Here is a 24,607-nt window from a genome sequence, read left to right on the forward strand (position 1 = left end):
TATCAGCTATCAGCTATCAAATTTTATTTTTGCCTTGAGGGCTGTCAACATTTTTGATAATTCAATGGTTTCATTTATCCACTGAGCGCCTATATTAATATCTATGTAACTAATGTCCATCCCAATATAAATCTGTGTTCTTGCTTCTGCTAGTGAAGATCTAGAAATATCTAAAAATCTAAGCCGTTCTTTGTTACTCTCACGAGTCATTCCTTCAGCTATATTGCTAGGTACCGACAAGCTTGAACGAGTTAATTGATTTCTAAAACCGTAATCTGTTAAGTTAACGGTTAATTTATAAATATCAGCACTTAGCCTTGCTGATCGCTTCCATACTTCTAAGTTTTCAAAGTTCATTATACTTTCCGCTTTACAAACAAGTAAAAAATATAGGAACAAAAACAATTAAGAGCAAATTATGAACCTGACGGCTGACGGCTGACGGAAAAACCATACTTATAAAATCCTTCCCAAACAAACGTGTATAAAAAACACTCAGAACTATTTGAGGTTTGGTGTTTACTTTGTGTCAAAAGTCGCTAGAATACGCCAGCTTAAAATATATAAACGTTCTTTTACAACCCAAAGGTAAAACCATGCATCCAATGTTAAACATTGCGGTTCGCGCTGCGCGTAACGCAGGCAAACTTTTACTTCGCGCAAGTGAAGATTTATCAAAAGTTGAAGTGCAACAAAAAGGCACTAACGACTTAGTTACAAATATTGATAAAGAAGCTGAAGCCGTAATCCGTGACACTATTTTACAGTCTTACCCAACTCACTCTATCGTGGGTGAAGAATTAGGTGAGCACAAAGGCAAGGATGCAGATTACCAATGGATTGTAGATCCTATTGATGGCACAACAAACTTCATCAAAGGGCTTCCTCATTTTGCGATCTCTATCGCGCTAAAAGTTAAAGGTCGTTTAGACCAAGCTGTAATTTACGACCCTATCCGTGGCGAGCTTTTCACCGCTTCACGTGGTCAAGGCGCACAGCTTAACAGCAAACGTCTTCGCGTTAGCAAAACAACTGTTCTTGCAGGTACCGTTCTTGCTACAGGTTTCCCGTATAAAAACAAACACCACATGGATGCATACACTGAAGCATTTAAAGCATTGTTTGTTCACACTGCAGATATTCGTCGTGCGGGTTGTACTGCGTTAGATATGGCATATGTTGCGGCTGGTCGCGTTGATGGTTTCTTTGAGATTGGCTTAAAACCTTGGCACAGCGCTGCAGGTGAACTTATGGTTAAAGAAGCTGGCGGTATGGTTGTAGATTTCGCTGGCGGTAATAACTATAACCAAAGCGGTAACCTTATTTGTGGTGCACCAAAACTGACACAAGCGATTATTCGTGAGATTCGTCCAGTTTTAACTGAATCATTACTACGCTAAGATTCAGCACTAAATAAAAAAGGAGCTTAGGCTCCTTTTTTATTGCGTAAAATGAGGATTAACTAACTTAATCTCTATCGCTTTTGCTTCATTAAAGGGTAGTGCGTTTAAGTCATCACGAAAGTATTTATTAAATAGTGCTAAAAACTCCCCCGTCTTCTGCATTTTCGTTAACCCTTGCTCTATTGCTTGAGCCAGTTCAGGTTTATCTTTAGATACAAAATAATAAAAAGCCGCAGGATAGTGAAGATATATATTTGGCACTATTGCCAATTCACTATTACTTACTTCAGTAAGCTCCGAGCCCACTTCAATAAACGATCGGGGAAAGTAATCAATACGCCCAGTGGCAGTTAAACCAAACATAGCTTCATAATTAGCTAATGGCCTAACGTTTAATCCGTTATGCGACAACACTTTTGTATCTGGCCAATCATGCCCTTGCACTGCTGTTAAAGGCTTAAGCTGCTCAAGTGTTGTAATATTTTTAAACTGGGGCAACAATGCGCGTTGAGTAACTAAGGCGCGCTTGCCTATATAGCCTCGATACAATGGGATTTTAATGGCGATTGCTAGCGTTTCTCGTTCTGGACTTGTCATGCTCCAGTATAAATCGACATCATTATTTTGCAGAGTGATTAGTGTTCGTTGTTGGTGAGGGTGAACAATAATATGATTCAATGAAGCTGAATAGTTTGCGGCTTCAAGCGCTTTGACCAGCAGTGTACTTAAATATTCGTCGCGCTTGTATTGAGCACGGGGTTCTTGCGCGACGTTAATAGTCTGAGCGGATAATGTTGAACAATAAAAAATAAAGCTATTTATGAGTAAATAAAAAAATGATTGTGTCATTGTTATTATTTTCTGTGGGTTTTCTTTAACCTACACGCAGTTGAATAAATACTCAAGCGTTCTATTTTATAGTACTTTTTTATCGGGTGTTAATCTTACCATTGCAGGAGCTGGGCTGCGCCGTTTACATACAAATAAGTGACTTTCGCGATAACGCTTAGCCTCTTTTTTAGCGTCAGTAGCAAGAGCCGCAACCTGGTGACTGTTATTACACAACGCTAAATCAGGTTCTACAAGGCCGATAGATAATGTCAGTAACGGTACAAATTTTTTCTCGCCTTCACGGTTACAGGCCCAGTACCCTCCACTGGCAATATGTTCTGGCGTAAAAAATGCTCTAGATTCAAGCTCAAATTGCTTGATGATATAATTACAAATCATAACAGCGTCATCACTGTCAAACACTACCATAAAGTCATCTCCACCGATGTGACCTACAAAGCTAGGTATGTTTACACACGCTTGAACCGTGACATTCGCTAATAACTTAATGACGCTATCACCACTGGCATAACCATAGAGATCGTTAAACTGTTTAAAGTGGTTTAAATCTATATAAGCAAGTGAAAAGCTATTTTTAGTGCGTAAACGGTGCTCTATTGCTTCATTAATGGCAACATTACCTGGCAACATGGTGAGAGGGTTTGCGTGTTGCGCGTGTCGTATTTTTTCTTCTGTAATATGTTTTAAAATGTCGCGTAACGGTGCTAAACCTAAGTATTGCTCAGCGCGCGTAATGATTATGTGGCGACGAATATCAAAATCATGCTCAGTAATTTGCTGGCTAACTGTATCTAACAATTGATTTTCATCAACGATGAGTGGCTGCTTATGCATTAACGCTGTAACAGGTTGTTTGCCGTATAATGCATGGCCATAGGGTGCAGCAAAGACTTCGGTAAGTTGGTCTTTATGTAATAAGCCTACAGGCTGTTGTTGCTCGTTTAAAACGGCGATACTGATTATTGCTTTGTCTTGTTCAAATATTTTATGGGCATCTTTACAACGTGTTTCACTCAAAATTGCTGCTTGTTCAACGGCCAACCAACCTATAGCCATTGATTGTTCAAGTTGGTTGCTTGAAGGTGAAAAGTTAAGCTGCTCCAACTGTGGGCTTTTAAATTCAGTGCTTGGCTTTGTGTTTGGTCGTTCGAGCAAAAAACCTTGAGCATTGACTATGCCTAGGCTTTCTAATAAATACAGTTCTTCTATTCGCTCTATGCCCTCAGCAATGACCTCTGTATTAGTTACATTGGCAAGTTCGATAATCGATTTTAAAAACTCTTTCTTTACGACACTTTGATCGCAATGATCTATAAAGTAGCGGTCTATTTTTACAAAGTCTGGGCACAGCTCTGACCATTGTTTTAAACCAGAGTAACCAGCACCAAGGTCGTCAATAGCAATTGAAAAGCCTAATTTACGGTAATGCGCAATGGTTTTAAGCAATAAAAAGCCATCATCCACTTTTTCTTGCTCAGTTACCTCAATCACCACGCGACTTGCAGCAAGTCCAAATTTTTCAATCAGGTGAAGCGTTTCACCTTTTGGATGACAGGGATCAAGCAGCGTTTTGGGGCTTACATTCAAAAACAGTTTGCCCTTTAAGCCTAGTTTTACAAAACTTTCTATGGCTGTTGAGCGGCACAGTAATTCCAACTCAGATATTTTATCGTAATTAACAGCGGCACTAAACAGTTCGCTTGGCATCTCAAGTAAGCTGCCTGTGGGACCGCGACTCAATGCTTCATAGCCTAATATCTGTTTGTCAGAAATATCGAAAATAGGTTGAAACAAAGTTGTTATATCACTGTTATGCAATATATTTTCTAAAGAACGCTGCTGCTCACTCACCTATCACCAAGCCAATACTAATTATTAGAGGCACATAAAGTAGCAATAATGTATGACAATTTTATGTCAACTTTACTGCTTTTGGTTAAGGCTCTTTTTAACCTGATCATAATGCGCTAAAGCTGAGATTATCTCATGTTCAGGTACCAGCGATATCTGCTCATTTTTATCTGCTTTAATACTAAGCACTTGAATAGTCACAGCGTGAACTAATACTGCTTTTGCATGGTAGCAGATAGGTTCATTAAATTTGGGGAGTGTTAAATTAGACAGCTGCTTACGTGTTATTTTTTCAAGTGCGGGAGAAGTTAACTCTGCCAATGCAACATTTAGCGCGGTTAAGTAATTTGTGCACTGAGGATACTGCTGCATAAACTGATCTATTAGCGCATTTGAAACTTTAACAAGCGCAGCAGATTCACTTGTTAAACTAACAAGGCTTTGACCCATATTAATCGCATTAAGAAGCTGTGAAGCTTGGGCAAGAAAAGCCTCTGAAGGAGTTAGCTTGTTAGCTTCAGTTTTTACTTGTGGCTCTGATTGGGGCTTATCACAAGCCGTTAATATAAAAACCGAGCAGACGAATACGAACAACTTAAACATAAATCTACATAACCCGTAATAACAATAAAAGCCGCTTAAGTAAGCGGCTTTTATATAAGTGCAAATCTAAACCTATGGCATTGGGTCTAGGTCCGCCCCTTCTTTTTCAATCACTTCTGGAATCAAATCTTCTTTGCTTACACCCATTGCAATTGCAACAGCGCTGGCAACATAAACAGAAGAATAAGTACCAATAAACACACCAAACAATAATGCCGTGGCAAAGCCATGAATTGTTTGACCACCCCACACGAACAATGAAATCAATACCAGGATTGTGGTAATTGATGTCACTAAAGTACGGTTAAGTGTTTGTGTAAGAGAGATATCAATGATTTCAATTGTGTCGTCGATACGGACTTTACGAAAGTTCTCACGAATACGGTCAGATACAACAATAGTATCGTTAAGTGAGTAACCTATTACTGCTAGTATCGCGGCAAGGATGGTTAAATCAAACTCCAACCCAAGCACTGAGAATAAGCCTAGCGTAATAATCACGTCGTGCATAAGTGCAGCTACTGCCCCTAATGCAAAACGCCATTCAAAGCGAAACGCAACATAGATCAAGATACAAATAAGCGCAGTTAACATGGCCAGACCACCCTGCTCTTTTAAATCTTCACCGACACTTGGGCCAACAAACTCGATACGGCGCATTTCAACGCTATCATCGGCCGTTTTTAACGCGGCAATTACTTGGTTACCAATAACCTCAGCTTTTACGTCGTCACCACGAGGGGCTAAACGTACTAAGATTTCTTGGCTGGAGCCAAACAATTGTACCGATGCATCAGCAAAGCCATTTTCGGCCAATACTGAACGTACATTTTTTAAATCCGCAGGCTGAGAAAAGCCAACCTCTACCGCTGTACCACCAGTAAAATCAAGGCCAAAGTTTAAACCTTTGACAAAGATGGATGCAAGTGAAGCCAAAATAAGCAGCGTTGAGATACCCATTGCAACTTTGCGTAACGACATGAACTTTAATGTTCTACCGCCTAGTTTTAAAATTTGCATTATCGCTCCTTAAATTGACAGCTTATCGACACGTTTACCACCGATAAATAAGTTGATGACGGCACGTGTACCAACAATCGCTGTAAACATTGAAGTCAAAATACCAATCGCTAATGTTACGGCAAAGCCTGCAATTGGACCGGTACCCACAGCAAATAAGATTATCGCTGCAATCAAGGTCGTGATATTTGCATCAAAGATTGTACTAAATGCACTGTCATAACCATGGTGAACAGCTTGTTGAGGGCTGCGGCCATCAGCCAGTTCTTCACGAATACGCTCGAATATAAGTACATTAGCATCTACGGCCATACCAACTGTTAGTACAATGCCTGCAATACCTGGCAGAGTTAACGTTGCGCCAGGGATCAATGACATAACACCAATGATCAATACAAGATTTGCCGCTAGTGCAATATTCGCAACTAAACCAAAGCCTTTGTAATAGATCAGCATAAATACAAGAACAAACAAGAAGCCTAGTGCAACGGCAGTCATACCCGCTTCAATATTTTCCTGACCTAAGCTTGGTCCTACTGTGCGTTCTTCAACGATTTGAATCGGTGCTACAAGTGCACCAGCACGAAGTAGTAAGCTTAAGTTATGCGCTTCAGCAGGGTTATCAATACCAGTAATACGGAATGAACGGTCAAGGCGAGCCTGAATCGTCGCCACGTTAATCACTTCTTCAACCTTAATTGGTGGAAGTGCTTTACCGTTGGCATCTTGTTTACCTGATGGCTTATATTCAATAAATACCGTTGCCATACGCTTACCAATTGCACGCTTGGTAAACGCATTCATTTTAGCGCCACCTTTGCTATCAAGGGTAATACTTACTTGCGGTCGTTGGTATTCATCAGCACCTGATTGCGCACCTGTAATGTGGCTACCTTCAAGAATGATGCGCTTTTTAAGCACCACAGGGTAACCATCACGGCTCATTATCATTTCTGTGCCTGGCGGAATACGCCCTTGCGCTGCCGCTGATACGTCTGCGTTCTCGTCTACTTCACGAAACTCCAGCGTTGCTGTTGCACCAAGAATTTCTTTCGCACGCGCGGTATCTTGAACACCAGGTAACTGTACGATAATACGCTCAGCACCTTGGCGTTGAACATTCGGCTCTGCAACACCTATTTGGTTGATACGGTTACGAATAATAGTTTCGTTTTGCTTGATAGCATAATCACGAATTTCTTTTAGCTTTAAATCACTCAGGTTGGCATAAAACGCGTTATCGTTTGAGCTATCATTGATGAAGGTATGAAGTGGATAACGAGTTTGTAAGAAGCGCTCAGCTGCATCTTTATCTTCTTCGCTACGCATTTCTACGCGCATACGTTCACTGTTTGCTACTCGACGGATGGAGCGATAACGAAGCTTTTCACCACGTAGGTCACTCTTATAGTCTTGCTCCATTTGTTCCAGCGCGTTATCAACCGCTGTCACCATGTCGATTTCCATCGTAAAGTGAACACCGCCACTTAAATCCAAGCCCAACTTCATTGGGTTACCACCAAGGGTTTTTAACCAATGAGGTTGCGCCGGGGCCATATTAATGGCTGAAATGTAATCTTCGCTTAGTGAGTTACGCAGTATATCCTGCGCTTTTAATTGTTCTTCTACGTTTTTGAAGCGAACTAAAATTTGTCCATTTTCAAGTTTTGTAGATTTCACCGTTACATTATTTTCTTTGAGGATGCCATTTACTGTATCTAATGTACTGAGTTCAACATCTGCACCTTTTGCGCCAGAAACCTGTATCGCCGGGTCGCGGCCATACAGGTTTGGTGAAGCATATAAAAGGCCCATTGCTAACACAGCGATAACAAGTAAATACTTCCATAATGGAAACTTGTTTAACACGAGTCTGTCCTTATTATTATATTTATAGCGACTTCATTGTGCCTTTAGGCAGTACTGCAGAAACTGCTGATTTTTGCACAGTCACTTCAGCTTGATCGTTTAATGAAATAACGATGAAATCTTTATCTTCTGCGATTTTAGCAATTTTACCCACTAAACCACCTTGGGTAAGTACTTCGTCACCCTTTGCCATCGCATTCATTAAGCTTTTATGTTCTTTAACGCGCTTTGCTTGTGGACGGTAAATCAAAAAGTAAAACACTAAACCAAAAATAGCTAACATGATCAGCATTTCATAACCACCGCCTGCTGGCGCTGCACCTGCCGCACTTGCGTGGGCGTTTGAAATAAATAAACTCATAACACTTCCTCTTTAATTTTTATAAAATTTGATTTCTTAGTTTTCGGTATTAGCAAGCTCTGGCACTTCTTGGCCGCGGCGCGCATAAAAATCGTTTACAAACTCATCAAGCTTACCTTCGCTGATCGCATTGCGTAAGCCTTCCATAACACGTTGATAGTAACGTAAGTTATGAATTGTGTTTAGTCGCGCACCTAAAATTTCGTTACACTTATCAAGGTGATGTAGATATGCACGCGAATAGTTTTTACATGTGTGGCAATCACACTCAGGATCCAACGGACCGGTATCTGTTTTATGTACAGCGTTACGGATTTTAACAATACCGCCAGTCACAAATAAGTGACCATTACGCGCATTTCGCGTTGGCATAACACAGTCAAACATATCAATACCACGGCGTACCGCTTCAACTAAGTCTTCTGGTTTACCTACGCCCATTAAGTAACGCGGTTTGTTTTCAGGCATTTTATAAGCGCAATGATCAAGAATATTGATCATTTCATTTTTTGGCTCACCCACTGATAAACCACCTAAGGCATAGCCATCAAAGCCTATTTCTTCAAGGCCTTTTTGTGACTGCGCACGAAGCTCAGGGTACATACCACCTTGAATAATACCAAACAAAGCAGACGGGTTATCACCATGCCCTTCCTTCGAGCGCTTAGCCCAACGAAGTGATAATTCCATTGAATCTTTTGCTTCTTTTTCAGTGGCCGGGTACGGTGTGCATTCGTCAAATATCATTACAATATCTGATCCTAAATCACGCTGTACTTGCATTGCCTTTTCTGGCGAAAGCATGATTTTTTCACCGTTTACTGGTGAACTAAACAACACACCTTCTTCAGAGATTTTACGCATTGCGCCGAGGCTAAAAACTTGGAAGCCGCCTGAATCAGTTAGGATAGGACGATCCCAGTTCATAAAATCATGTAAATCACCATGTTGTTTGATGATCTCAGTACCAGGGCGAAGCATTAGGTGAAAGGTGTTCCCTAAGCAAATTTGTGCGCCTGTATCTTTTACTTCATCTGGGGTCATGCCTTTAACAGTACCGTAGGTACCAACGGGCATAAATGCAGGTGTTTCTACAACACCTCGGTCAAAAATCAAGCGGCCGCGGCGCGCTTTACCGTCAGTACGGTCTAATTCAAATTTCATATCATCCTCAATGTCAGAAAAACAGTCCAACAAGCTATAATTTAACCGTTCGATTCTAACCTTTTTGTTAGCGCAATACTATTAATTGGGCTAAAAGTGAGAATTAAAAGAGCGATTACTCAAATCAAAAAGCCCAACACGCGGCTGGGCTTTAAACACATTTAATTAACCCTTATTTACGGGTTAAAAACATCGCATCACCGTAACTAAAAAAACGGTACTTTTGTTCTATCGCGGTTTGATAAGCAGACATAATATTGTCTTGCCCTGAAAAAGCACTCACGAGCATAATCAAAGTCGATTCAGAAAGATGAAAGTTAGTTACCATGGCATCGACTACGTTAAATTGATACCCCGGATAAATAAAAATATCGGTGTCACCAAAGTAAGTATCAAGCTTACCGCCATGAATTTTAGCCGCCGACTCAAGCGAACGAACAGACGTGGTACCTACCGCGATAACGCGTCCACCGTTTGCTTTGGTTTTAGCAACCGCAGTAACAACATCATCAGGCACTTCAATGTATTCTGAGTGCATGATGTGGTCATCAACCGAATCAACGCGCACTGGCTGAAAAGTCCCCGCCCCTACGTGTAATGTGACAAAGGCCATGTTAACCCCTTTATCTTTTAACGCTGCCATAAGCTTATCGTCAAAGTGCAGACCCGCTGTTGGCGCTGCTACTGCACCTGGTTTTTCACCATAGACAGTTTGATAACGCATACGGTCATCTTCTGTATCAGGGCGGTCAATGTAAGGCGGTAATGGCATGTGACCAATATCGTTTAAAATCTCAAGTACATTTTCACTGCCAGTAAATTCAAGCTCAAACAGTTCTGCATGGCGACCTACCATGGTTGCTTTTGCCTTACCTTCTAAGGTAATAACGGAGCCTTCTTTAGGCGATTTACTTGCACGCACATGAGCCAGCACTCTGTGCTCGTCTAATACCCGCTCAACAAGTACTTCAACTTTACCGCCCGATTCTTTTTGCCCATACATGCGAGCAGGAATAACTTTAGTATTGTTAAATACCAGTAAATCGTTTTCATTTACTAATTCCAAAATATCACTAAATACTTTGTGCTCTAATGCCCCAGTTGGGCCATCTAAAGTTAGTAAACGGCTACTTGTTCTGTCTTCTTTTGGAAAACGAGCAATAAGCTCATCAGGTAGGTCAAAACTAAAGTCTGCTACGCGCATAACATCTACATCCAGATCAAAAAATTCGCGCCAAGTTTAACCCTATCAAACGTATTGCTCAACTAAGTTTAAAAACCCAGGAATGTTTTCTTGTGGTTAAGGACAAATGGCATTATCCTAATCTACTGTATTAACATAGGTTGAATAAGAGGTAGTGACGTCATGGCTAAGCAGCTCCAGTTGCTGATATTAAACGCCAGTGTGGCTGAACGGCAGACTATTAGGTCGACTCTAAGCAAACTTAATGTGTTTACTTTCATTGAGGTCGATGATACCCAGCAAGCATTAGAGCTGCTAAAAAATCAGACTGTTGATATTATTATAACTGGCTTAGATGTCGGTAAAATTGACGGCTGGCGCTTCTCTCGCATGATTCGCTCAGGATTATTAAAAACGCCAAAAAACACACCTATTGTACTAACACCCCCTATTTATTGTGAAAGAATCGCTGAAACAACAGCGCGCAGTTATGGCATTGATGCGGTATTACCGTTTGAACGTCAAGACATGCTGCCTCAGGTACTTGCCAATGTATTATCAACGCATTTAGAAAAAAGTAGCCGTTTAAATCTTTTACTTATTGAGCTTGACGATAAAAAAGCGGGTGAAATTGAAGAAACATTGGCGCTTAATTTTGCCTGCACCCGCACAAAAACAAATAAACAAGCTTTGGCAATTTATCTGCAACAAACTTTTTCTATTGTATTGTTAGATGCCACCTCAGCAAATGCCGTGGCGGCAAGCCAACTTGTTGAAGAAATGCTACAACATAATCCCAAACAAGCCATAGTAACAATAATAGATACGCGCGATGCAGATTACGCTGAGCAACTACTGCTGTCGGGAGTGACTGATTTTATTCGTACGCCATACCAGCCTACGTTTTTGAGCAAGGTATGCGACCATGCCGCGCGCCGCGAAGATTTTATGGTGAGTTATGCTGAGTTTGCCCAAAAAGTAGAGCAATTAAGTCAAAGCCAAAGCCGCTACAAAGAGCTTTTTTCGGCCCATCAGCGCATCTTGTTACATTTGAATACGGTTGTGCTTGAGTTTGACCAACAAGGTCTTATTCGGTTTATTAATCCCGCATGGGAATCTCTATCTGGCTTTGGTATTAAACACACCTTAACTAAGTCATTAACTGACTTTTGTGAAGAAGAGTGTAAAGTAAAATTACTCGGCACCATTAGTAATATTCTAAATGGCGGCAAAGAGCAGCAAAAAGTAGAAATTCAGATCCAGCATAAAGAAGGGCGTGCTATTTGGGTTGAATGCCGTCTACAACTTATTAAAAATAGTAGTAATGCTGCCAGTATAACTGCCACAATAGACAACATCCATGAACGAAAACAAGCGGAACTACAGCTACGCCATTTGGCTCTTCATGATACATTAACAGGCCTACACAACCGTTATTACTTTGATCAACAGCTTAACCTTATTTGTCAGCCTGAATATACATTTGCTCAAAGTGAACATGCACTTATTTACATAGATTTAGATCATTTTAAAATAATTAATGACAGCAAAGGCCATCAGCAAGGTGACATCGTACTCAAAGAGGTCGCACAACTTTTCACAGCTAATATCAGTGATGAACATCTAATCTGTCGTATTGGTGGTGATGAGTTTGCTGTTATTTTAAAAAATATGAATCTATTAGATGCGCACTTAGTTGCTGAAAGCATTTGTATGGCGATTGATGGGCATCAATTTAAATCGGAAGAACAAATTTACTCCATCAGTTGCTCAATCGGTTTAACGCAAATTACAGCTTCAAATAACGACCCGAGTGAATGTTTAAAGCAAGCAGATATTGCGCTCTATGTTGCAAAAAGTTTGGGTAGAAATTTAGTTCACTGCTATTCAAAAGATGATGCCAATCACAACACCTTGCAAGCGGGTCTTGAGTGGGGACACAGCATACGCCAAGCCTTACAGCAAGATCAGATAGAGTTGCATTATCAGCCTATTTGGGACTTTAAAAGAGGCGAAGTAGCGTACTTTGAAGCTCTCTTACGCTTAAAGTTAGGCGATGAACTGGTTTACCCAAATCAGTTTATTCCATCGCTTGAACTTCTCAATGATACATACCTGATGGACCAGTGCGTTATTCGTAATGCGATAGCTGCGATTGCCAAGCACCCAGAGCTCAGCCAAGTAGCTATTAACTTATCTGCGCAATCATTCTTAGATGAACGCCTGTTACCACATATTGAGTCAACACTGAAAGACTATAATTTGCCGCCGACACGGGTGATCTTTGAAATCACTGAGTCTGCTAGTATTAATAACTTAACAGCAACTCGTGCGATGATTGAAAAGCTCAACCGCCTTGGTTGTCACTTTTCAATTGACGATTTTGGCACAGGCTTCAGCACGTTCAATTACCTCAAGCAATTACCCGCTCAGCATGTCAAAATTGATGGTTCATTTGTAAGAGATATGCTTAACGACCCGATTGATTTAGCATTAGTAAAAGCCATTAATGATATCAGCCGTTCTTTAGATAAACGTTCTGTGGCTGAGTATGTTGAAAATAAAGATATTTTCTTAGCATTAAAAGAAATAGGTGTTGATTATGGACAAGGTTACTTTATAGCACGGCCTCAGCCTGTAGAAAAAATAGCCGATGAGCTCGAAAAAATATCTAAAAATAAAACTTTTTACGAACAATAACCTAGCTTGAGCATTACAAATTTATACATTTTTAACCAATTTTATACTTTCATCTAGCCGTAACTCTTCTATACTTTTACTCGACGTTGTTAAATGTCTTGCTTATAAACAGATAGACAAAAATAAACAAGACATCATAGATTGACAAGAACATACCATTATAAAATAACATGCTGTTTTTGGTGGTTTTGTCGATTAAGGAGCTAGGTTATGGTGCAATTGATCGTGTTAATACTAATAGTGAACTTGGGTATAGCGTACCAATGCTATAAATATGCCACTAGAAAAGGTTACCCTAAAACTACGTTTGCCTGCTTAGGCCTAGTACCGTATTTTAATTTAGTTGTCTGGGTCTACTTGTTGTTTCTGCCTGATATTACCCACCTCAATAAACAATTTGAATTTGAAGGTCATAATGAAAAGCAGCCATTATAAATGACTGCTTTTCATTCTAAATTTTTACTAAAATTGGTAACTAACGGCTTTACGTGCCAACTCACTGGCCTTAGTTTCACCAATCACACATTTTTTTATATCGCTTTTATTAAATACCTTAATTAAACTTTTACTGTTTTGCCCCAAGCCCCCTAACACAAAACTAACATGCTCATTATTTGGTAAGCTGCGCAGCCCACTACCATAGTCACAAAGCGTTAAACTAATACTTTGGCTAATTTTTTCGAGTAACTGCTTTTGCTCTTCGGCTTTTTGTTTCTCGCGTTGTGCTTGTTTAGCACTAATTTCTTGGCGTGCTTTTTTCTGTTCCTTTGTCAGCTTAGTTTGTTGTTTTTCGAGTGCTTTAATCTCTTTTTCTACGCTTTTTTTACGCGCTGCTAACTCTTTTTCCTCAGCGCTGTTGTCATGACGTGTCGCGAATTCTAAATCTCGTTTCTCTCGTTCTAAGTCACGTAACTCGCGGCTCACATCTCGCTCTTTCTCAGCGATGTCGCGCACTTTCTCCGCTCCATCACGCATTACTTCCATTGCATGTTGATACGCTTCTCGTGAAGACTCTACTGCCTGTTCACTGATGATTTCGACGTGATCACTGATAAATTCAATGTTCACATCTGAAAAATCAATGTCAGGCATAGGAGGCAATGGAGCATCGGGTGCCCCGCTAAAAATAGCGTGCCAGCGATTTGCCCCTCTAATATCTAATTCGAACACTATGCCTTGTTTAGCGAAGTAGTTTGCGTTTATGGCGCGCACTTTTTTATCCGTATCTTGCTTTAACGCCGTACTAAGTATGTTTTCCATTATGCTAACTTCACGGGCAATTGCACTCAATTGTTCAGGTGCTTGCGCTAGCGATTGAACACTTGCACACCCAGTTGCAATAGCGATAACACTACACATCATCATTTTTTTCATGATTTACTCCTAATTTTTTGCGATAGCAGCCATGGGCTGCGCTTGAACTTGTTCGGCTATATCATTTAACTGCATTCGCAGATAAGCGTGATCTTGAGCTCGTTGAGTTTTTATATAACTAATTAAACTATTGATGTCTTCTTGGCGCTCGACCCGCCCGGTCGCTATGGCTTCTTTAGTTAATTGATACATATACTGTTGTTGCAGCTCATTTTGTGCCGAAATAATATTTTGTAGTTGGTCTATTTGCTTTTGCTGGGATTGCAACAGTGTTGTTTGCTTTGCCAGTTGCACCGACAACTCATCTTGATCATTTTTATGTGGCACTAAAAACAGCAAAGCGCACACTATAATCGAGGCTGCAACGGCCCAGGTAGCACTATTGCTTTGGTTGTTGTACCTTGCTTTTACCCCTAAAGTGGATGATCGGTTCCAATCAGGCACATGTTGCTGTTTATAGTCACGGCTTTGCGCTTGCCAGCGCTGTGCTTGTGCTAGCATGACACTGTATTGCGGGCTCGCTTTTAATTGCTCGAGCGCCTCATCTGTCATTGGCTTGCCTTCTAACCATTGTTCAAAAAGCGCGTCTAAATTAGCCATCAACGGCCTCCAAATGTACTTTTAATTTACCTAATGCACTGTATAAACGTGATTTAGCTGTATTGGTTGATATGTCTAACTGCAGTGCAATTTCATCAAACGTACAATGCTGAAAAAACTTTAACTCCACCACCAAACGTTGCTCCCAAGGTAGATTATTCATCATCACTTTGAGCTGATTATGCTCTAATTGCACGATTTGATTGTGTTCAAGCTCACCGTGCTTGCACGTTTGCTCAGGCGTATCATCGAGCGGCTGATAGATACGCCGGCGGCGATAAAATTCAACCCCGCGACGATGCACTATTTGAAATACCCAGGTATTGAAACTGGCGTCACCGCGAAAGTTAGGCAAACTTTTATACACAGAAATAAACACTTCCTGCATCAAATCCATTGCATCATCGGGATTGCTAAGCATACGTAAGCAATGATTATAAACGTGGCTCTCATACTGCTTAACGAGCTTGATCCAGGCTCGCTTATTACCCTGCTGCGCTTTTTGAATTAAAGTCTCTTGCGATTGAAAAAACACGGTTCTCAGTTTTTAGTTTATTTACTTATTATCTTAGTCGAGGGAGTGAGGTGAATAGTTTGAAAAATTAAAAAAAAGCGCAATTAAATTGCGCTTTGTTGAGTTTAAAAAATTAAACTTGGCACTGCTTGGTTAAAAAGTCCTTCAGCGCTTGGCTAAAAAGCCTAAAATCACGAATTCGACCGGTAGTTTTACGCCATAAGATACCTATATCACGATAAGCATCACCCTTTGAGGGGGTCGCGAGCATGTTCTTGTTTGCTAAAATTCCGGCATTGATAGCCATTTGCGGCAAGAAGGTCACGCCAAGCTGATATTCGACCATACTAAGCAAAGTATGCAAGCTGGCTGCTTCAAACGGATTAATGCAGCTTGAACGATTTAAGTGGCAAGCACTCAACGCATGGCCTGTCATACAGTGCTCCCGTTCTAGTAAGAAGACACTTGCATCAGGCAATAAATTAAAGTCTTCTATACCTGCTGCGGGCTTATATTCTGCATGATGCACTAAACTAAAATGATCTTGTGCCAGTACCTGAGTATGAAATTTATCGGTTTCATAAGGTAATGCTAATAGCGCTAAATCTATATGCCCATGCTCTAACTTATCAAGCAGGCTGTCGCTGGTATCTTCTACAAGCACCAGTTCGAGATCGCTAAATTGCTGCTGACAAAAATGATAAAGAGGCGCCGCGATAAAACTTGCGATTGTTGGTATAACACCGAGGGTCAACTTACCACTCAGTGGATTAAGGTGGCTTTTAGTTAACTCTTTAACACTCATGGTATCGTCGATAATTTTTCGAGCGCGCTCAACCACTTCTTCACCAACAGCAGTAAACATTAAGCTGCGGTTTTCTCTCTCAATAAGCTGGCAGCCGAGGGTTTCCTCAAGCGTTTGAATTGCGCTACTTAATGTCGATTGACCAATAAAACAGGCACTTGCTGCGCGGCCAAAGTGTTGATGCTGATGCACAGCCAATAGATACTGTAGCTGTTTGATACTGGGTAGATTAGTCATTACTTTTGTTACCTACAAATAAAAAGACCCCAATACCGAGGGCATTGAGATCTTTTCAAGCTAAAAGTCTGTGCTACTTAAAAGCTACGGGAATTAGACTCCGAACGCAGTTCTTAATATGTAGAAAATAACAATAGCAAGACCTGCACCAACTGGCAATGTAATTACCCAAGAAACCACAATGTTTCTTACTACACCCATATTAAGTGCGGCAATACCACGCGCCATACCTACACCTAACACCGCACCAACAAGGGTTTGTGTGGTTGAGATAGGTAAACCTGTGCCAGATGCAATTACAACAGTTGAAGCAGCTGCAAGCTCAGCAGCAAAACCGCGGCTAGGTGTTAAATGTGTAATACCTTCACCAATTGTTTTGATTACTTTCTTACCTAAAATAGCAAGACCAGCAACAATACCAATACCACCCAGCGGTAATATCCACCATGCTAGTGCAGCTTTCTTAGCAATTTCACCATTGTTTTCAACTATATTTACAACTGCAGCCAATGGACCAATTGCGTTAGCAACATCGTTTGAACCATGGGCAAATGCCATACAACATGCAGTTAGTACCATTAAGATTGCAAACACTTTTTCAACATTGTTGAACTGCATTTTTTTATCCGCTTGCGGGTCTATCTTCAAGCGAGAAATAGCAACTTTTCCTAGTAAACCTACGACTACTGCAATGGCGATAGCTAAGGCATAACCTTCAACAGCGCCTAGATTCACACCTATATGCTTTAGGCCTTTTTTGATAGTAACCAAAGACATAATAAAACCAGCTAAGCCCATATAGATTGGTACAAAGCGTTTAGCATTTTTAAGTGGAGATTCGGTATCGAAAATCAACTTTTGCGCACTCATAAATATTAAGTATGCAATAAAGCCTGAAATAGCAGGTGTTACAATCCAACTGCCTACGATACCCGCAACTTTACCCCATTGAATAGCTTCACTACCTACTGCTACAAGGGCGAAACCAATGATAGCACCGATGATTGAGTGAGTTGTTGAAACAGGCCAACCTAAGAACGAGGCAATGAGTAACCAACTACCTGCTGCAAAAAGCGCTGAAATCATACCCAGCACCATCAATTCAGGGATATCCATAAATGGTGTTGAATCGATAATACCTTTACGAATTGTTGATGTTACCTCGCCACCGGCCAGATAAGCACCTGCAAATTCAAACACCATAGCAATTAAAATTGCTTGTTTGATTGTGAGTGCTTTTGAACCAACTGATGTCCCCATCGCATTGGCGACGTCATTCGCACCAATACCATAAGCCATAAAAAAACCGACAGCAGCGGCAATTAAAATTAATACCGTGCCATAAGATGCAATGATATCCATTGTGTAACCTTAATCTTTCGTTATTGAACTGAGTGTAAATTAACGAGCTAACATCAGCTCAAGACGTGAACCTACGCGTTCTGCTATATCAGCAAGTTCGCCGACCCATTCGATGATCTTATATAAAAACATCACATCGACTGGATTAAGTTTATCTTCTACGACGCGCAACTGGCGACGTATTTTGATTTGCATATCATCCGTGTCTTGTTCTATTGCATCCAATTCAACGAGCATTTTTTCAACCAAGGTCACTTCGCGACCTTTGAAGCCTGTTTCTAATAGCTCATCTAATTCATTGATTGCTTTTGATGCTTGTTTAGTCGCATCAACACAACGAGTTACATAGGCTAAGAAATCAGTTTGAATTTCTTTTGGTATGGTCATTTCACGACCAATTACACGACCAGCAATGTCTTTAGCTTTATTAGCAATTTTATCCTGCTGGGTGACGAGCTCAAGCAGATCTGTACGCTCTACCGGCATAAATAAACCACGCGGTAGTTGTAAACGTATATTTCTTTTCATGTCGTCGGCTTCACGCTCTAAATTACGAATGTCTAAGCGAATTTCTTCTGCTTGAGCCCACTCTTCTTTAAAAACGTGGTGGAAAAAAGGGATCAACGCTTTACTTGCTTGATGTACCTTTTTGATGTGATCTTCCATTGGCTTGATAGGAGATTTTGCGAATACCCCTAAAAATGCGTTTGTAGGCATAACTGACCCTTAAATCAAATTAGTATGCTTTGCAGCACGAATTTTACAGCATTCACAACGATTGTGAACGCTTTTTATTATTTAGCGCCATTCTGCGTGCAATATTTACTAAAGTAAAAGAATAAAAAGCGACACAAGGTCGCTTTTTAACATGATAATGAGAAGATAAAGCTATAGTGACTTTTCAATATCTTCTTGAGATGTATGACGAATATCTTTTCCATTAACAAAATAGATTATATATTCTGCAATGTTTTGGCATCTATCACCAATGCGCTCTAATGAGCGAACAGACCACACCAAATCCATAATTTTTGGAATTGAGCGAGGATCTTCCATCATATACGTCATTATTTGGCGTGTGATAGCTTCATATTCGCGGTCAACTTTGGCATCTTCTTTATGTACTTCAAAGGCTCTTTGGACGTCCATACGGGCAAATGCATCCAAAACATCATGCAACATTTTAGAAACTTGGCGACCCATATTCTCAATATTCACTAATAAATCTTGCTGATCTTTGGTAAATGAATCTAGTGCAACTTTTGCAATTCGCTCAGCTTCATCACCAATTCGCTCTAAATCTGCAATGGTCTTAGCGATTGCAATAACTAAACGTAAATCACTGGCAGCAGGTTGACGACGCGCGATAATGCGGGTGCATTCTTCGTCAATATTAACTTCCATTGCGTTAACTTTGTAATCGTTTTCACGCACTTTACGCGCAAGTTCTGCATCGCCATTACTAACCGCATCAAGCGCACTGTTTAATTGCTGTTCAACTAAACCACCCATGCTCAATACATGGTTACGAACATTTTCAAGCTCTTGATTAAAGCGACCTGAAATGTGCTTATTGATATTGTGTTCCATTATTAACCTTCTTATCAAATTCGTTTATTACTGCAAATGACCTACAACAAACTTCTAACCGTAACGACCTGTAATGTAGTCTTCAGTTTTCTTTTTGTTTGGCGTGGTAAATAGCGTATTGGTATCGGAATACTCAATTAACTCACCCATGTACATAAATGCAGTTTGATCTGATACACGCGCTGCTTGTTGCATGTTATGTGTAACAATAACAACGGTAAACTTATTTTTTAAATCGTTGATCAGCTCTTCAATAACCAAAGTGGAAATTGGATCAAGCGCGGATGTCGGTTCATCGAGTAACAATACTTCTGGCTCAATTGCAATTGAACGTGCAATAACTAAACGCTGTTGCTGACCACCTGATAGACCAAATGCACTATCATGTAACCGATCTTTCACTTCATCCCACAACGCAGCACCACGTAAAGACTGCTCAACCACTTCGTCTAGTTTACGCTTTTCTTTAATACCTTGTAAGCGTAGGCCATAAACCACATTTTCGTAGATCGATTTTGGGAATGGATTTGGACGCTGAAACACCATACCAACATTACGACGAAGTGCAGCTACATCAACATTTTTATCGTATATATTTTGACCGTGAAGTAATATTTCGCCTTCAATACGGCAAATATCAACTAAGTCATTCATGCGGTTAATACAGCGTAACAATGTTGATTTACCACAACCTGATGGCCCGATAAATGCGGTTACTTGACCCTTAGGGATCTTCATATTAACCGAGCTTAATGCTTGTTTATCACCATAGTAAAGATCCAAGTCCTTGATCTCGAGTGCTGTTTGCTCTTTACCTAAATTCTCTAAATCCAACTTCAAGCCTGTGCTTGACTGGTTTACTTGTGGAGCGACTGTAATCATGTCTTTATACCTTTACTAATTAATGCTCAAGCGATCTGTATTTTTCACGTAAATGATTACGTATGCCGATTGCTGTGATATTTAATGTGATAATCACTGATACTAATAAGAATGCAGTGGCATATACCAGCGGACGAGCCGCCTCAACGTTCGGGCTTTGGAAGCCAACATCGTATATATGGAAGCCTAAGTGCATAAACTTTCTATCTAAGTGAAAATACGGGAAGTTACCATCAAGCGGTAGCGTGGGTGCCATTTTCACCACACCCACCAACATTAATGGCGCAACTTCACCCGCTGCGCGAGCAACGGCTAATATTAAACCTGTCATTATGGCTGGGCTTGCCATTGGTACAATAATACGCCACAAAGTTTCAGCTTTCGTAGCACCAAGTGCCAATGAACCATGGCGCACTGTACTTGGAATTCGTGACAACCCTTCTTCTGTCGAAACAATAACAACAGGCAGCGTAAGAATCGCGAGTGTCAATGCTGACCACATCACACCCGGTGTACCAAACACTGGGCTAGGTGCTGCTTCTGGGTAAAATAGTTGGTCTAAGCTTCCGCCTAATACATAAACGAAGAAGCCTAAGCCGAATACACCATATACAATTGAGGGTACACCCGCTAAGTTGATCACCGCGATACGAATCATTTTTGTCACTGCATTCTTAGCAGCATACTCATGTAAGTAAATTGCAGCAACAACACCAAATGGAGTCACAATCACCGCCATCAGCATTACCATGAATACCGTACCAAATATAGCAGGGAAAACACCCCCTTCAGTATTAGCTTCACGTGGGTCGTCTGAAATAAACTTACCTAACTGTACAAAGTAGTGGCCTAGTTTTGCAAAAAAGCCCATGTCGTTTGGTAACCAAAAATCAAGTACTTGGTAAAGTGGTATAGTAACACTTACACCGCGCATATCTTTAACGGTTACTTTGTCGCGCTTTGCTTGGCTACGAAGTGCAAAAAGTTGTTTTTCAAGCACCAAGTAATCGGCTCGAAGTGCTGCACGTTGCTGAGCAAGCTCAGCCACTCGCTCATCAGTCAGCGCATCGTCTAATAAGTAAGACTTCTCCTGAAGACGCAGACGCTCTAGCTCATAGTTTATATGGCCGATGTCACCGTCTTGTAGATCTGCAGCTTGATCATTTAAATCTACTGCACGATCAACCAGCTCTTCCAGTACTTGTTTTTTATTGTCAGTAATGACTTGCCCGTCTTTTATCACTGTTTCAATATAGCCGTAAAAATTACCATTTTTACTACGTTCAAATACTGCAAGATCCGCAGGAGTCGTCTTTGATTTTATATCCGTTTCAAGTACCCAACGGAAATCTAAATCTACGTATTCACGGTTACCCGTTTTAATGAGTAAACGTTCTAAGTTTTCTTTGTTAAAACCTGATAAATCTACGCCCATCGCTTCTAGGCGTGATTTTGGCACCATTTCTCGGTCATATACTTCACCAATAACGGTTTGTTTTGTCACTGAGCCATCTAGCTCAAATTGCATTACTTGTGAAGGCCAGAAAAAGCTTAACCCTTTCCATGCAATCATCGCTAATAATCCAAGAACAGATATCAAGCTGATGCTTACTGCACCACCTGTCATCCATATCCAAGGAGAACCTGACTTAAACCACTGCTTTACCATGTCGTGTTTCTCCAATTACATTGAGCTGTATTTATCACGCAGCTGCTGACGAACAAACTCAGCCACTGTGTTGAAAATAAAAGTAAATATGAATAATACAAATGCCGCCAAGAACAGGATTCGATAATGTGAACTCCCTACTTCAGACTCAGGCATTTCAACTGCAATATTGGCCGCTAACGTACGCATACCTTGGAAGATACTCCAGTCCATAATAGGTGTGTTACCTGTTGCCATAAGTACAATCATGGTTTCACCTACTGCGCGGCCTAATCCCATCATTACCGCAGAGAAGATACCCGGGCTGGCAGTTAACAATACAACGCTTACCAATGTTTGCCATTGTGTAGCTCCTAACGCAAGAGAGCCATTCGAAAGGTGCTTAGGTACACTAAATACTGCATCTTCAGCAATAGAGAAGATAGTAGGTATCACAGCAAAGCCCATCGCAATGCCAACAACTAATGAGTTACGTTGGTCAAATGTCATCCCTAATTCATTGGTCAGATATTGACGTACATTGCCATCGAACATCCACAGTTCAATCGCACCACTCATTGCAAACGCTAACCAGCCTATCAGTAACACAACAGGAATAAGTAAAATTGAGTGAGAGCCTTCAGGAATACGATGACGAATGCTGGCTGGTAACTTTGTCCAAGCAAAAGCTGTGGCAATAATACCCAAAGGTAACATAACCAATAAACCGACAATGGCAGGTAAATGTTCCTCGATTAATGGCGCCAGCCATAAACCCGCTAAGAAACCTAAAATTACCGTAGGCAATGCTTCCATTATTTCGACGGTGGGTTTAACTACTTTACGTAACTCACTTGACATAAAGTATGCTGTATAAATAGCCGCTGACAATGCAATCGGCACAGCAAATAACATGGCATACATTGCCGCCTTAATTGTACCGAATGAGATGGGCACTAAAGAAAACTTCGATTCAAAATCATCACTTGCTGATGTTGATTGCCAAATATAACCTGGCTCTGGGTAGCCTTCATACCACACTTCTTGCCATAAAGCTGACCAGGTTACTTCTGGGTGCTCGTTATGAATTTCTACAACGGTTAGCTTGTTATCAGCTAAAATAAGTGCCGCGTTCGAACGTGGTGCAATTGCAAAGTTTTCAATTGCACCATCGCTTATTTTACCTTGCCAAAGTTTTGCTTCACTGGTGGTGTAGTACAAACCTAGCTCACCATTTGAACTGGTAGTAAAGAAAGTACGGCGATAAAACTCTGTGAAGATATCTAGCTTGTTTTGTTTTGTTGTTTCAAAAGCACGAATCTTTTGATACTCACGACCGTCATCCGTGTTGACTTCAAACCACTGAGATACTTCGCCGTTGTCATTAGCAAGCATCAATGAGTTTGCACCAGCTAGAAGTTCTGCAGAAACTAAATTAGCATTTTCTTCGTTAGCAGCCAAAACCTGAATCAGTTCAACGTCGCTAGGAAAGCGCGTATCATAGATATAAATTTGATTTGCCGTGCGGACAAAAGTGCGTGTTGTGTCTGGTGACATGAGCAATTGATCAATACGCCCATCAACATCTAATTCTGTGCGCTCAACTTGCCACTCAATTTCGCCCGTGAACATGTTTTCTTCAGCAACAAAGCTGCTAAACATTAAGCGTTTATCAACGGTTTGTGCAACGATGGCCGTTTTCTCTTCATAGTGGCTAAAAGCAAATTGAGAAATGGCAGCACCTTGATCATCAACAACCAGTGACATTTCACCCAGTGGGTAATCTAAACGAGGCGTTAATTTGCGTTTGTTATTTGGAAACGTAACTAAAAATTTTGGTACAACGATGACCGCTGAACCATTTTCCAAACCATATGCGTATTGCCCCTGAAAAGGCGCGCTTTTAGCAAAGCTTGATACTTTAGCGTCGAGAGTGACAGGGAGGCTTGTGAGTTTATTACCAAATGTTTGCTTTTCTACACTGTAGAAATCAACTGCGCCCGCTCTAGTCAGTAAAAACGCAACTTCTGTTTGCTCTTCTACACCTAGGCCTGCAATCTGCTCAATATTATTCAATTCAAAGCTATCGCGTGTCTCCACTTTCGCAGATTCAAAAATAGGTTGAACTACATATAGCAAATAGAAAAATATTAACAGCAGCGCTATTAATACCATTATACCGCCAGCAGTAATGCTAAATTGGGCAAACCGGTCTTTAAACAGACGGCTTCTATCCGTATTGAAAGACGGTTTATTCGGATTGGAAGTCATCGAAACACCTTTAAAACTTAACGTTGGCTTATTATATTTCACCAAGATGACAGTAATGTTACAGACGTCATAATAGCGTTAATTTGCTTTCTAGCTATAACCAATGGCTTTAAACGCTAATATTTATCAAAAAAATAGCTTACACCACCAATATGAGAAAATTTCACCTTTCTAATACCGCATAATAAACAGTAGGTTAACTAACTAAAGTATGAGAAACCTACTTTTTCTTTGTATCAAATTGGAACCAAACCCAACAAAAGTTGGACAAAATAACTAACTGAGTCAATACTCAACTTGGCTTTATAAACATAATAA

General features: G+C 40.6%; 22 protein-coding genes. 3 read left to right on the forward strand and 19 right to left on the reverse strand.

The window, feature by feature from the left end; genetic code table 11:
* Nucleotides 1-9 precede the first annotated feature (9 nt).
* Nucleotides 10-357 carry a four helix bundle protein gene (locus tag CSC79_RS16420; protein ID WP_099296830.1) on the reverse strand — a complete coding sequence of 116 codons (348 nt, stop codon included), beginning with the start codon at nt 355-357 and terminating at the stop codon, nt 10-12.
* A gap of 239 nt (nt 358-596) precedes the next feature.
* Between CSC79_RS16420 and suhB the strand changes: the two genes are divergently transcribed.
* Nucleotides 597-1,400 carry an inositol-1-monophosphatase gene (suhB, locus tag CSC79_RS16425; protein ID WP_099296831.1) on the forward strand — a complete coding sequence of 268 codons (804 nt, stop codon included), beginning with the start codon at nt 597-599 and terminating at the stop codon, nt 1,398-1,400.
* Between the two features lie 39 nt (nt 1,401-1,439).
* Here suhB and CSC79_RS16430 read toward each other — a convergent pair whose 3' ends face one another.
* The 8 genes from CSC79_RS16430 to queA all read right to left on the reverse strand — a co-directional run bounded on the left by CSC79_RS16430 (nt 1,440) and on the right by queA (nt 10,327).
* Complete coding sequence (locus CSC79_RS16430; protein ID WP_099296832.1) at nt 1,440-2,252, reverse strand: transporter substrate-binding domain-containing protein; 813 nt, start codon at nt 2,250-2,252, stop codon at nt 1,440-1,442.
* A gap of 66 nt (nt 2,253-2,318) precedes the next feature.
* Entirely contained in the window at nt 2,319-4,106 is a 1,788-nt protein-coding gene (locus CSC79_RS16435; RefSeq protein WP_099296833.1) for a bifunctional diguanylate cyclase/phosphodiesterase, read from the reverse strand.
* Nucleotides 4,107-4,178: 72 nt separating this feature from the next.
* On the reverse strand, nt 4,179-4,709 hold the full coding sequence (locus CSC79_RS16440; RefSeq protein ID WP_099296834.1) for a hypothetical protein: 531 nt from the start codon (nt 4,707-4,709) through the stop codon (nt 4,179-4,181).
* A 72-nt stretch (nt 4,710-4,781) separates the two neighbouring features.
* Nucleotides 4,782-5,729 (reverse strand): protein translocase subunit SecF, encoded by a 948-nt coding sequence (gene secF / locus CSC79_RS16445; RefSeq protein WP_099296835.1) that lies wholly within the window; start codon nt 5,727-5,729, stop codon nt 4,782-4,784.
* A gap of 9 nt (nt 5,730-5,738) precedes the next feature.
* Entirely contained in the window at nt 5,739-7,598 is a 1,860-nt protein-coding gene (secD, locus tag CSC79_RS16450) for a protein translocase subunit SecD (protein ID WP_099296836.1), read from the reverse strand.
* Nucleotides 7,599-7,620: 22 nt separating this feature from the next.
* Entirely contained in the window at nt 7,621-7,959 is a 339-nt protein-coding gene (gene yajC, locus CSC79_RS16455) for a preprotein translocase subunit YajC (protein ID WP_099296837.1), read from the reverse strand.
* Nucleotides 7,960-7,995: 36 nt separating this feature from the next.
* Nucleotides 7,996-9,123, reverse strand: coding sequence for a tRNA guanosine(34) transglycosylase Tgt (gene tgt / locus CSC79_RS16460; protein WP_099296838.1), 1,128 nt, complete (start codon nt 9,121-9,123; stop codon nt 7,996-7,998).
* Nucleotides 9,124-9,295: 172 nt separating this feature from the next.
* Complete coding sequence (queA, locus tag CSC79_RS16465) at nt 9,296-10,327, reverse strand: tRNA preQ1(34) S-adenosylmethionine ribosyltransferase-isomerase QueA (protein WP_099296839.1); 1,032 nt, start codon at nt 10,325-10,327, stop codon at nt 9,296-9,298.
* 162 nt (nt 10,328-10,489) lie between these two features.
* On the opposite strand from queA, the gene CSC79_RS16470 reads away from it, so the two are divergent.
* Together CSC79_RS16470 and CSC79_RS16475 are read left to right on the forward strand one after the other, a co-directional pair.
* Nucleotides 10,490-13,006 (forward strand): EAL domain-containing protein, encoded by a 2,517-nt coding sequence (locus CSC79_RS16470; protein ID WP_099296840.1) that lies wholly within the window; start codon nt 10,490-10,492, stop codon nt 13,004-13,006.
* A 210-nt stretch (nt 13,007-13,216) separates the two neighbouring features.
* Nucleotides 13,217-13,441: a hypothetical protein gene (locus tag CSC79_RS16475; protein ID WP_099296841.1), complete on the forward strand. Its 225-nt coding sequence runs from the start codon at nt 13,217-13,219 to the stop codon at nt 13,439-13,441.
* A 27-nt stretch (nt 13,442-13,468) separates the two neighbouring features.
* Here the strand turns inward: CSC79_RS16475 and CSC79_RS16480 are convergent, their stop codons facing one another.
* The 10 genes from CSC79_RS16480 to CSC79_RS16525 form a co-directional block, all read right to left on the reverse strand.
* The gene (locus CSC79_RS16480) at nt 13,469-14,380 is read right to left on the reverse strand and encodes a hypothetical protein (protein WP_099296842.1); all 912 of its coding nucleotides are present in this window, start codon (nt 14,378-14,380) and stop codon (nt 13,469-13,471) included.
* A gap of 9 nt (nt 14,381-14,389) precedes the next feature.
* Nucleotides 14,390-14,980, reverse strand: a complete 591-nt coding sequence (locus tag CSC79_RS16485) for a hypothetical protein (protein WP_099296843.1) — start codon at nt 14,978-14,980, stop codon at nt 14,390-14,392.
* A complete protein-coding gene (locus CSC79_RS16490) occupies nt 14,973-15,515 on the reverse strand; it encodes an RNA polymerase sigma factor (RefSeq protein ID WP_099296844.1) in 543 nt (180 codons plus the stop codon). Before CSC79_RS16490 ends, CSC79_RS16485 begins: the two co-directional genes overlap by 8 nt.
* Before the next feature lie 112 nt (nt 15,516-15,627).
* Entirely contained in the window at nt 15,628-16,536 is a 909-nt protein-coding gene (locus CSC79_RS16495; protein ID WP_099296845.1) for a hydrogen peroxide-inducible genes activator, read from the reverse strand.
* Between the two features lie 93 nt (nt 16,537-16,629).
* The gene (locus CSC79_RS16500) at nt 16,630-17,898 is read right to left on the reverse strand and encodes an inorganic phosphate transporter (protein ID WP_099296846.1); all 1,269 of its coding nucleotides are present in this window, start codon (nt 17,896-17,898) and stop codon (nt 16,630-16,632) included.
* Nucleotides 17,899-17,937: 39 nt separating this feature from the next.
* Entirely contained in the window at nt 17,938-18,615 is a 678-nt protein-coding gene (locus tag CSC79_RS16505; RefSeq protein WP_099296847.1) for a TIGR00153 family protein, read from the reverse strand.
* Between the two features lie 171 nt (nt 18,616-18,786).
* Nucleotides 18,787-19,488, reverse strand: coding sequence for a phosphate signaling complex protein PhoU (gene phoU, locus CSC79_RS16510; RefSeq protein ID WP_058560458.1), 702 nt, complete (start codon nt 19,486-19,488; stop codon nt 18,787-18,789).
* A 54-nt stretch (nt 19,489-19,542) separates the two neighbouring features.
* A complete protein-coding gene (gene pstB / locus CSC79_RS16515; RefSeq protein WP_099296848.1) occupies nt 19,543-20,370 on the reverse strand; it encodes a phosphate ABC transporter ATP-binding protein PstB in 828 nt (275 codons plus the stop codon).
* A 19-nt stretch (nt 20,371-20,389) separates the two neighbouring features.
* Nucleotides 20,390-22,039, reverse strand: coding sequence for a phosphate ABC transporter permease PstA (gene pstA / locus CSC79_RS16520; protein WP_099296849.1), 1,650 nt, complete (start codon nt 22,037-22,039; stop codon nt 20,390-20,392).
* A 15-nt stretch (nt 22,040-22,054) separates the two neighbouring features.
* Entirely contained in the window at nt 22,055-24,289 is a 2,235-nt protein-coding gene (locus CSC79_RS16525) for an ABC transporter permease subunit (protein WP_099296850.1), read from the reverse strand.
* Nucleotides 24,290-24,607: the final 318 nt, after the last annotated feature.

Origin of the sequence: Pseudoalteromonas sp. 3D05 (assembly GCF_002723455.1) — a bacterium.
In the GTDB taxonomy this organism is placed as follows: domain Bacteria; phylum Pseudomonadota; class Gammaproteobacteria; order Enterobacterales; family Alteromonadaceae; genus Pseudoalteromonas.

What these genes read in the sequence shown, in the direction of transcription:
- CSC79_RS16440 (WP_099296834.1), bottom strand. Translation starts at nt 4,709, where the DNA reads ATGTTTAAGTTGTTCGTATTCGTCTGCTCGGTTTTTATATTAACGGCT.
- CSC79_RS16480 (WP_099296842.1), bottom strand. Translation starts at nt 14,380, where the DNA reads ATGAAAAAAATGATGATGTGTAGTGTTATCGCTATTGCAACTGGGTGT.
- CSC79_RS16485 (WP_099296843.1), bottom strand. Translation starts at nt 14,980, where the DNA reads ATGGCTAATTTAGACGCGCTTTTTGAACAATGGTTAGAAGGCAAGCCA.
- CSC79_RS16500 (WP_099296846.1), bottom strand. Translation starts at nt 17,898, where the DNA reads ATGGATATCATTGCATCTTATGGCACGGTATTAATTTTAATTGCCGCT.
- phoU (WP_058560458.1), bottom strand. Translation starts at nt 19,488, where the DNA reads ATGGAACACAATATCAATAAGCACATTTCAGGTCGCTTTAATCAAGAG.
- pstB (WP_099296848.1), bottom strand. Translation starts at nt 20,370, where the DNA reads ATGATTACAGTCGCTCCACAAGTAAACCAGTCAAGCACAGGCTTGAAG.
- CSC79_RS16505 (WP_099296847.1), bottom strand. Translation starts at nt 18,615, where the DNA reads ATGCCTACAAACGCATTTTTAGGGGTATTCGCAAAATCTCCTATCAAG.
- queA (WP_099296839.1), bottom strand. Translation starts at nt 10,327, where the DNA reads ATGCGCGTAGCAGACTTTAGTTTTGACCTACCTGATGAGCTTATTGCT.
- CSC79_RS16470 (WP_099296840.1), top strand. Translation starts at nt 10,490, where the DNA reads ATGGCTAAGCAGCTCCAGTTGCTGATATTAAACGCCAGTGTGGCTGAA.
- CSC79_RS16475 (WP_099296841.1), top strand. Translation starts at nt 13,217, where the DNA reads ATGGTGCAATTGATCGTGTTAATACTAATAGTGAACTTGGGTATAGCG.
- pstA (WP_099296849.1), bottom strand. Translation starts at nt 22,039, where the DNA reads ATGGTAAAGCAGTGGTTTAAGTCAGGTTCTCCTTGGATATGGATGACA.
- CSC79_RS16420 (WP_099296830.1), bottom strand. Translation starts at nt 357, where the DNA reads ATGAACTTTGAAAACTTAGAAGTATGGAAGCGATCAGCAAGGCTAAGT.
- CSC79_RS16430 (WP_099296832.1), bottom strand. Translation starts at nt 2,252, where the DNA reads ATGACACAATCATTTTTTTATTTACTCATAAATAGCTTTATTTTTTAT.
- CSC79_RS16525 (WP_099296850.1), bottom strand. Translation starts at nt 24,289, where the DNA reads ATGACTTCCAATCCGAATAAACCGTCTTTCAATACGGATAGAAGCCGT.
- secF (WP_099296835.1), bottom strand. Translation starts at nt 5,729, where the DNA reads ATGCAAATTTTAAAACTAGGCGGTAGAACATTAAAGTTCATGTCGTTA.
- yajC (WP_099296837.1), bottom strand. Translation starts at nt 7,959, where the DNA reads ATGAGTTTATTTATTTCAAACGCCCACGCAAGTGCGGCAGGTGCAGCG.
- CSC79_RS16495 (WP_099296845.1), bottom strand. Translation starts at nt 16,536, where the DNA reads ATGACTAATCTACCCAGTATCAAACAGCTACAGTATCTATTGGCTGTG.
- suhB (WP_099296831.1), top strand. Translation starts at nt 597, where the DNA reads ATGCATCCAATGTTAAACATTGCGGTTCGCGCTGCGCGTAACGCAGGC.
- tgt (WP_099296838.1), bottom strand. Translation starts at nt 9,123, where the DNA reads ATGAAATTTGAATTAGACCGTACTGACGGTAAAGCGCGCCGCGGCCGC.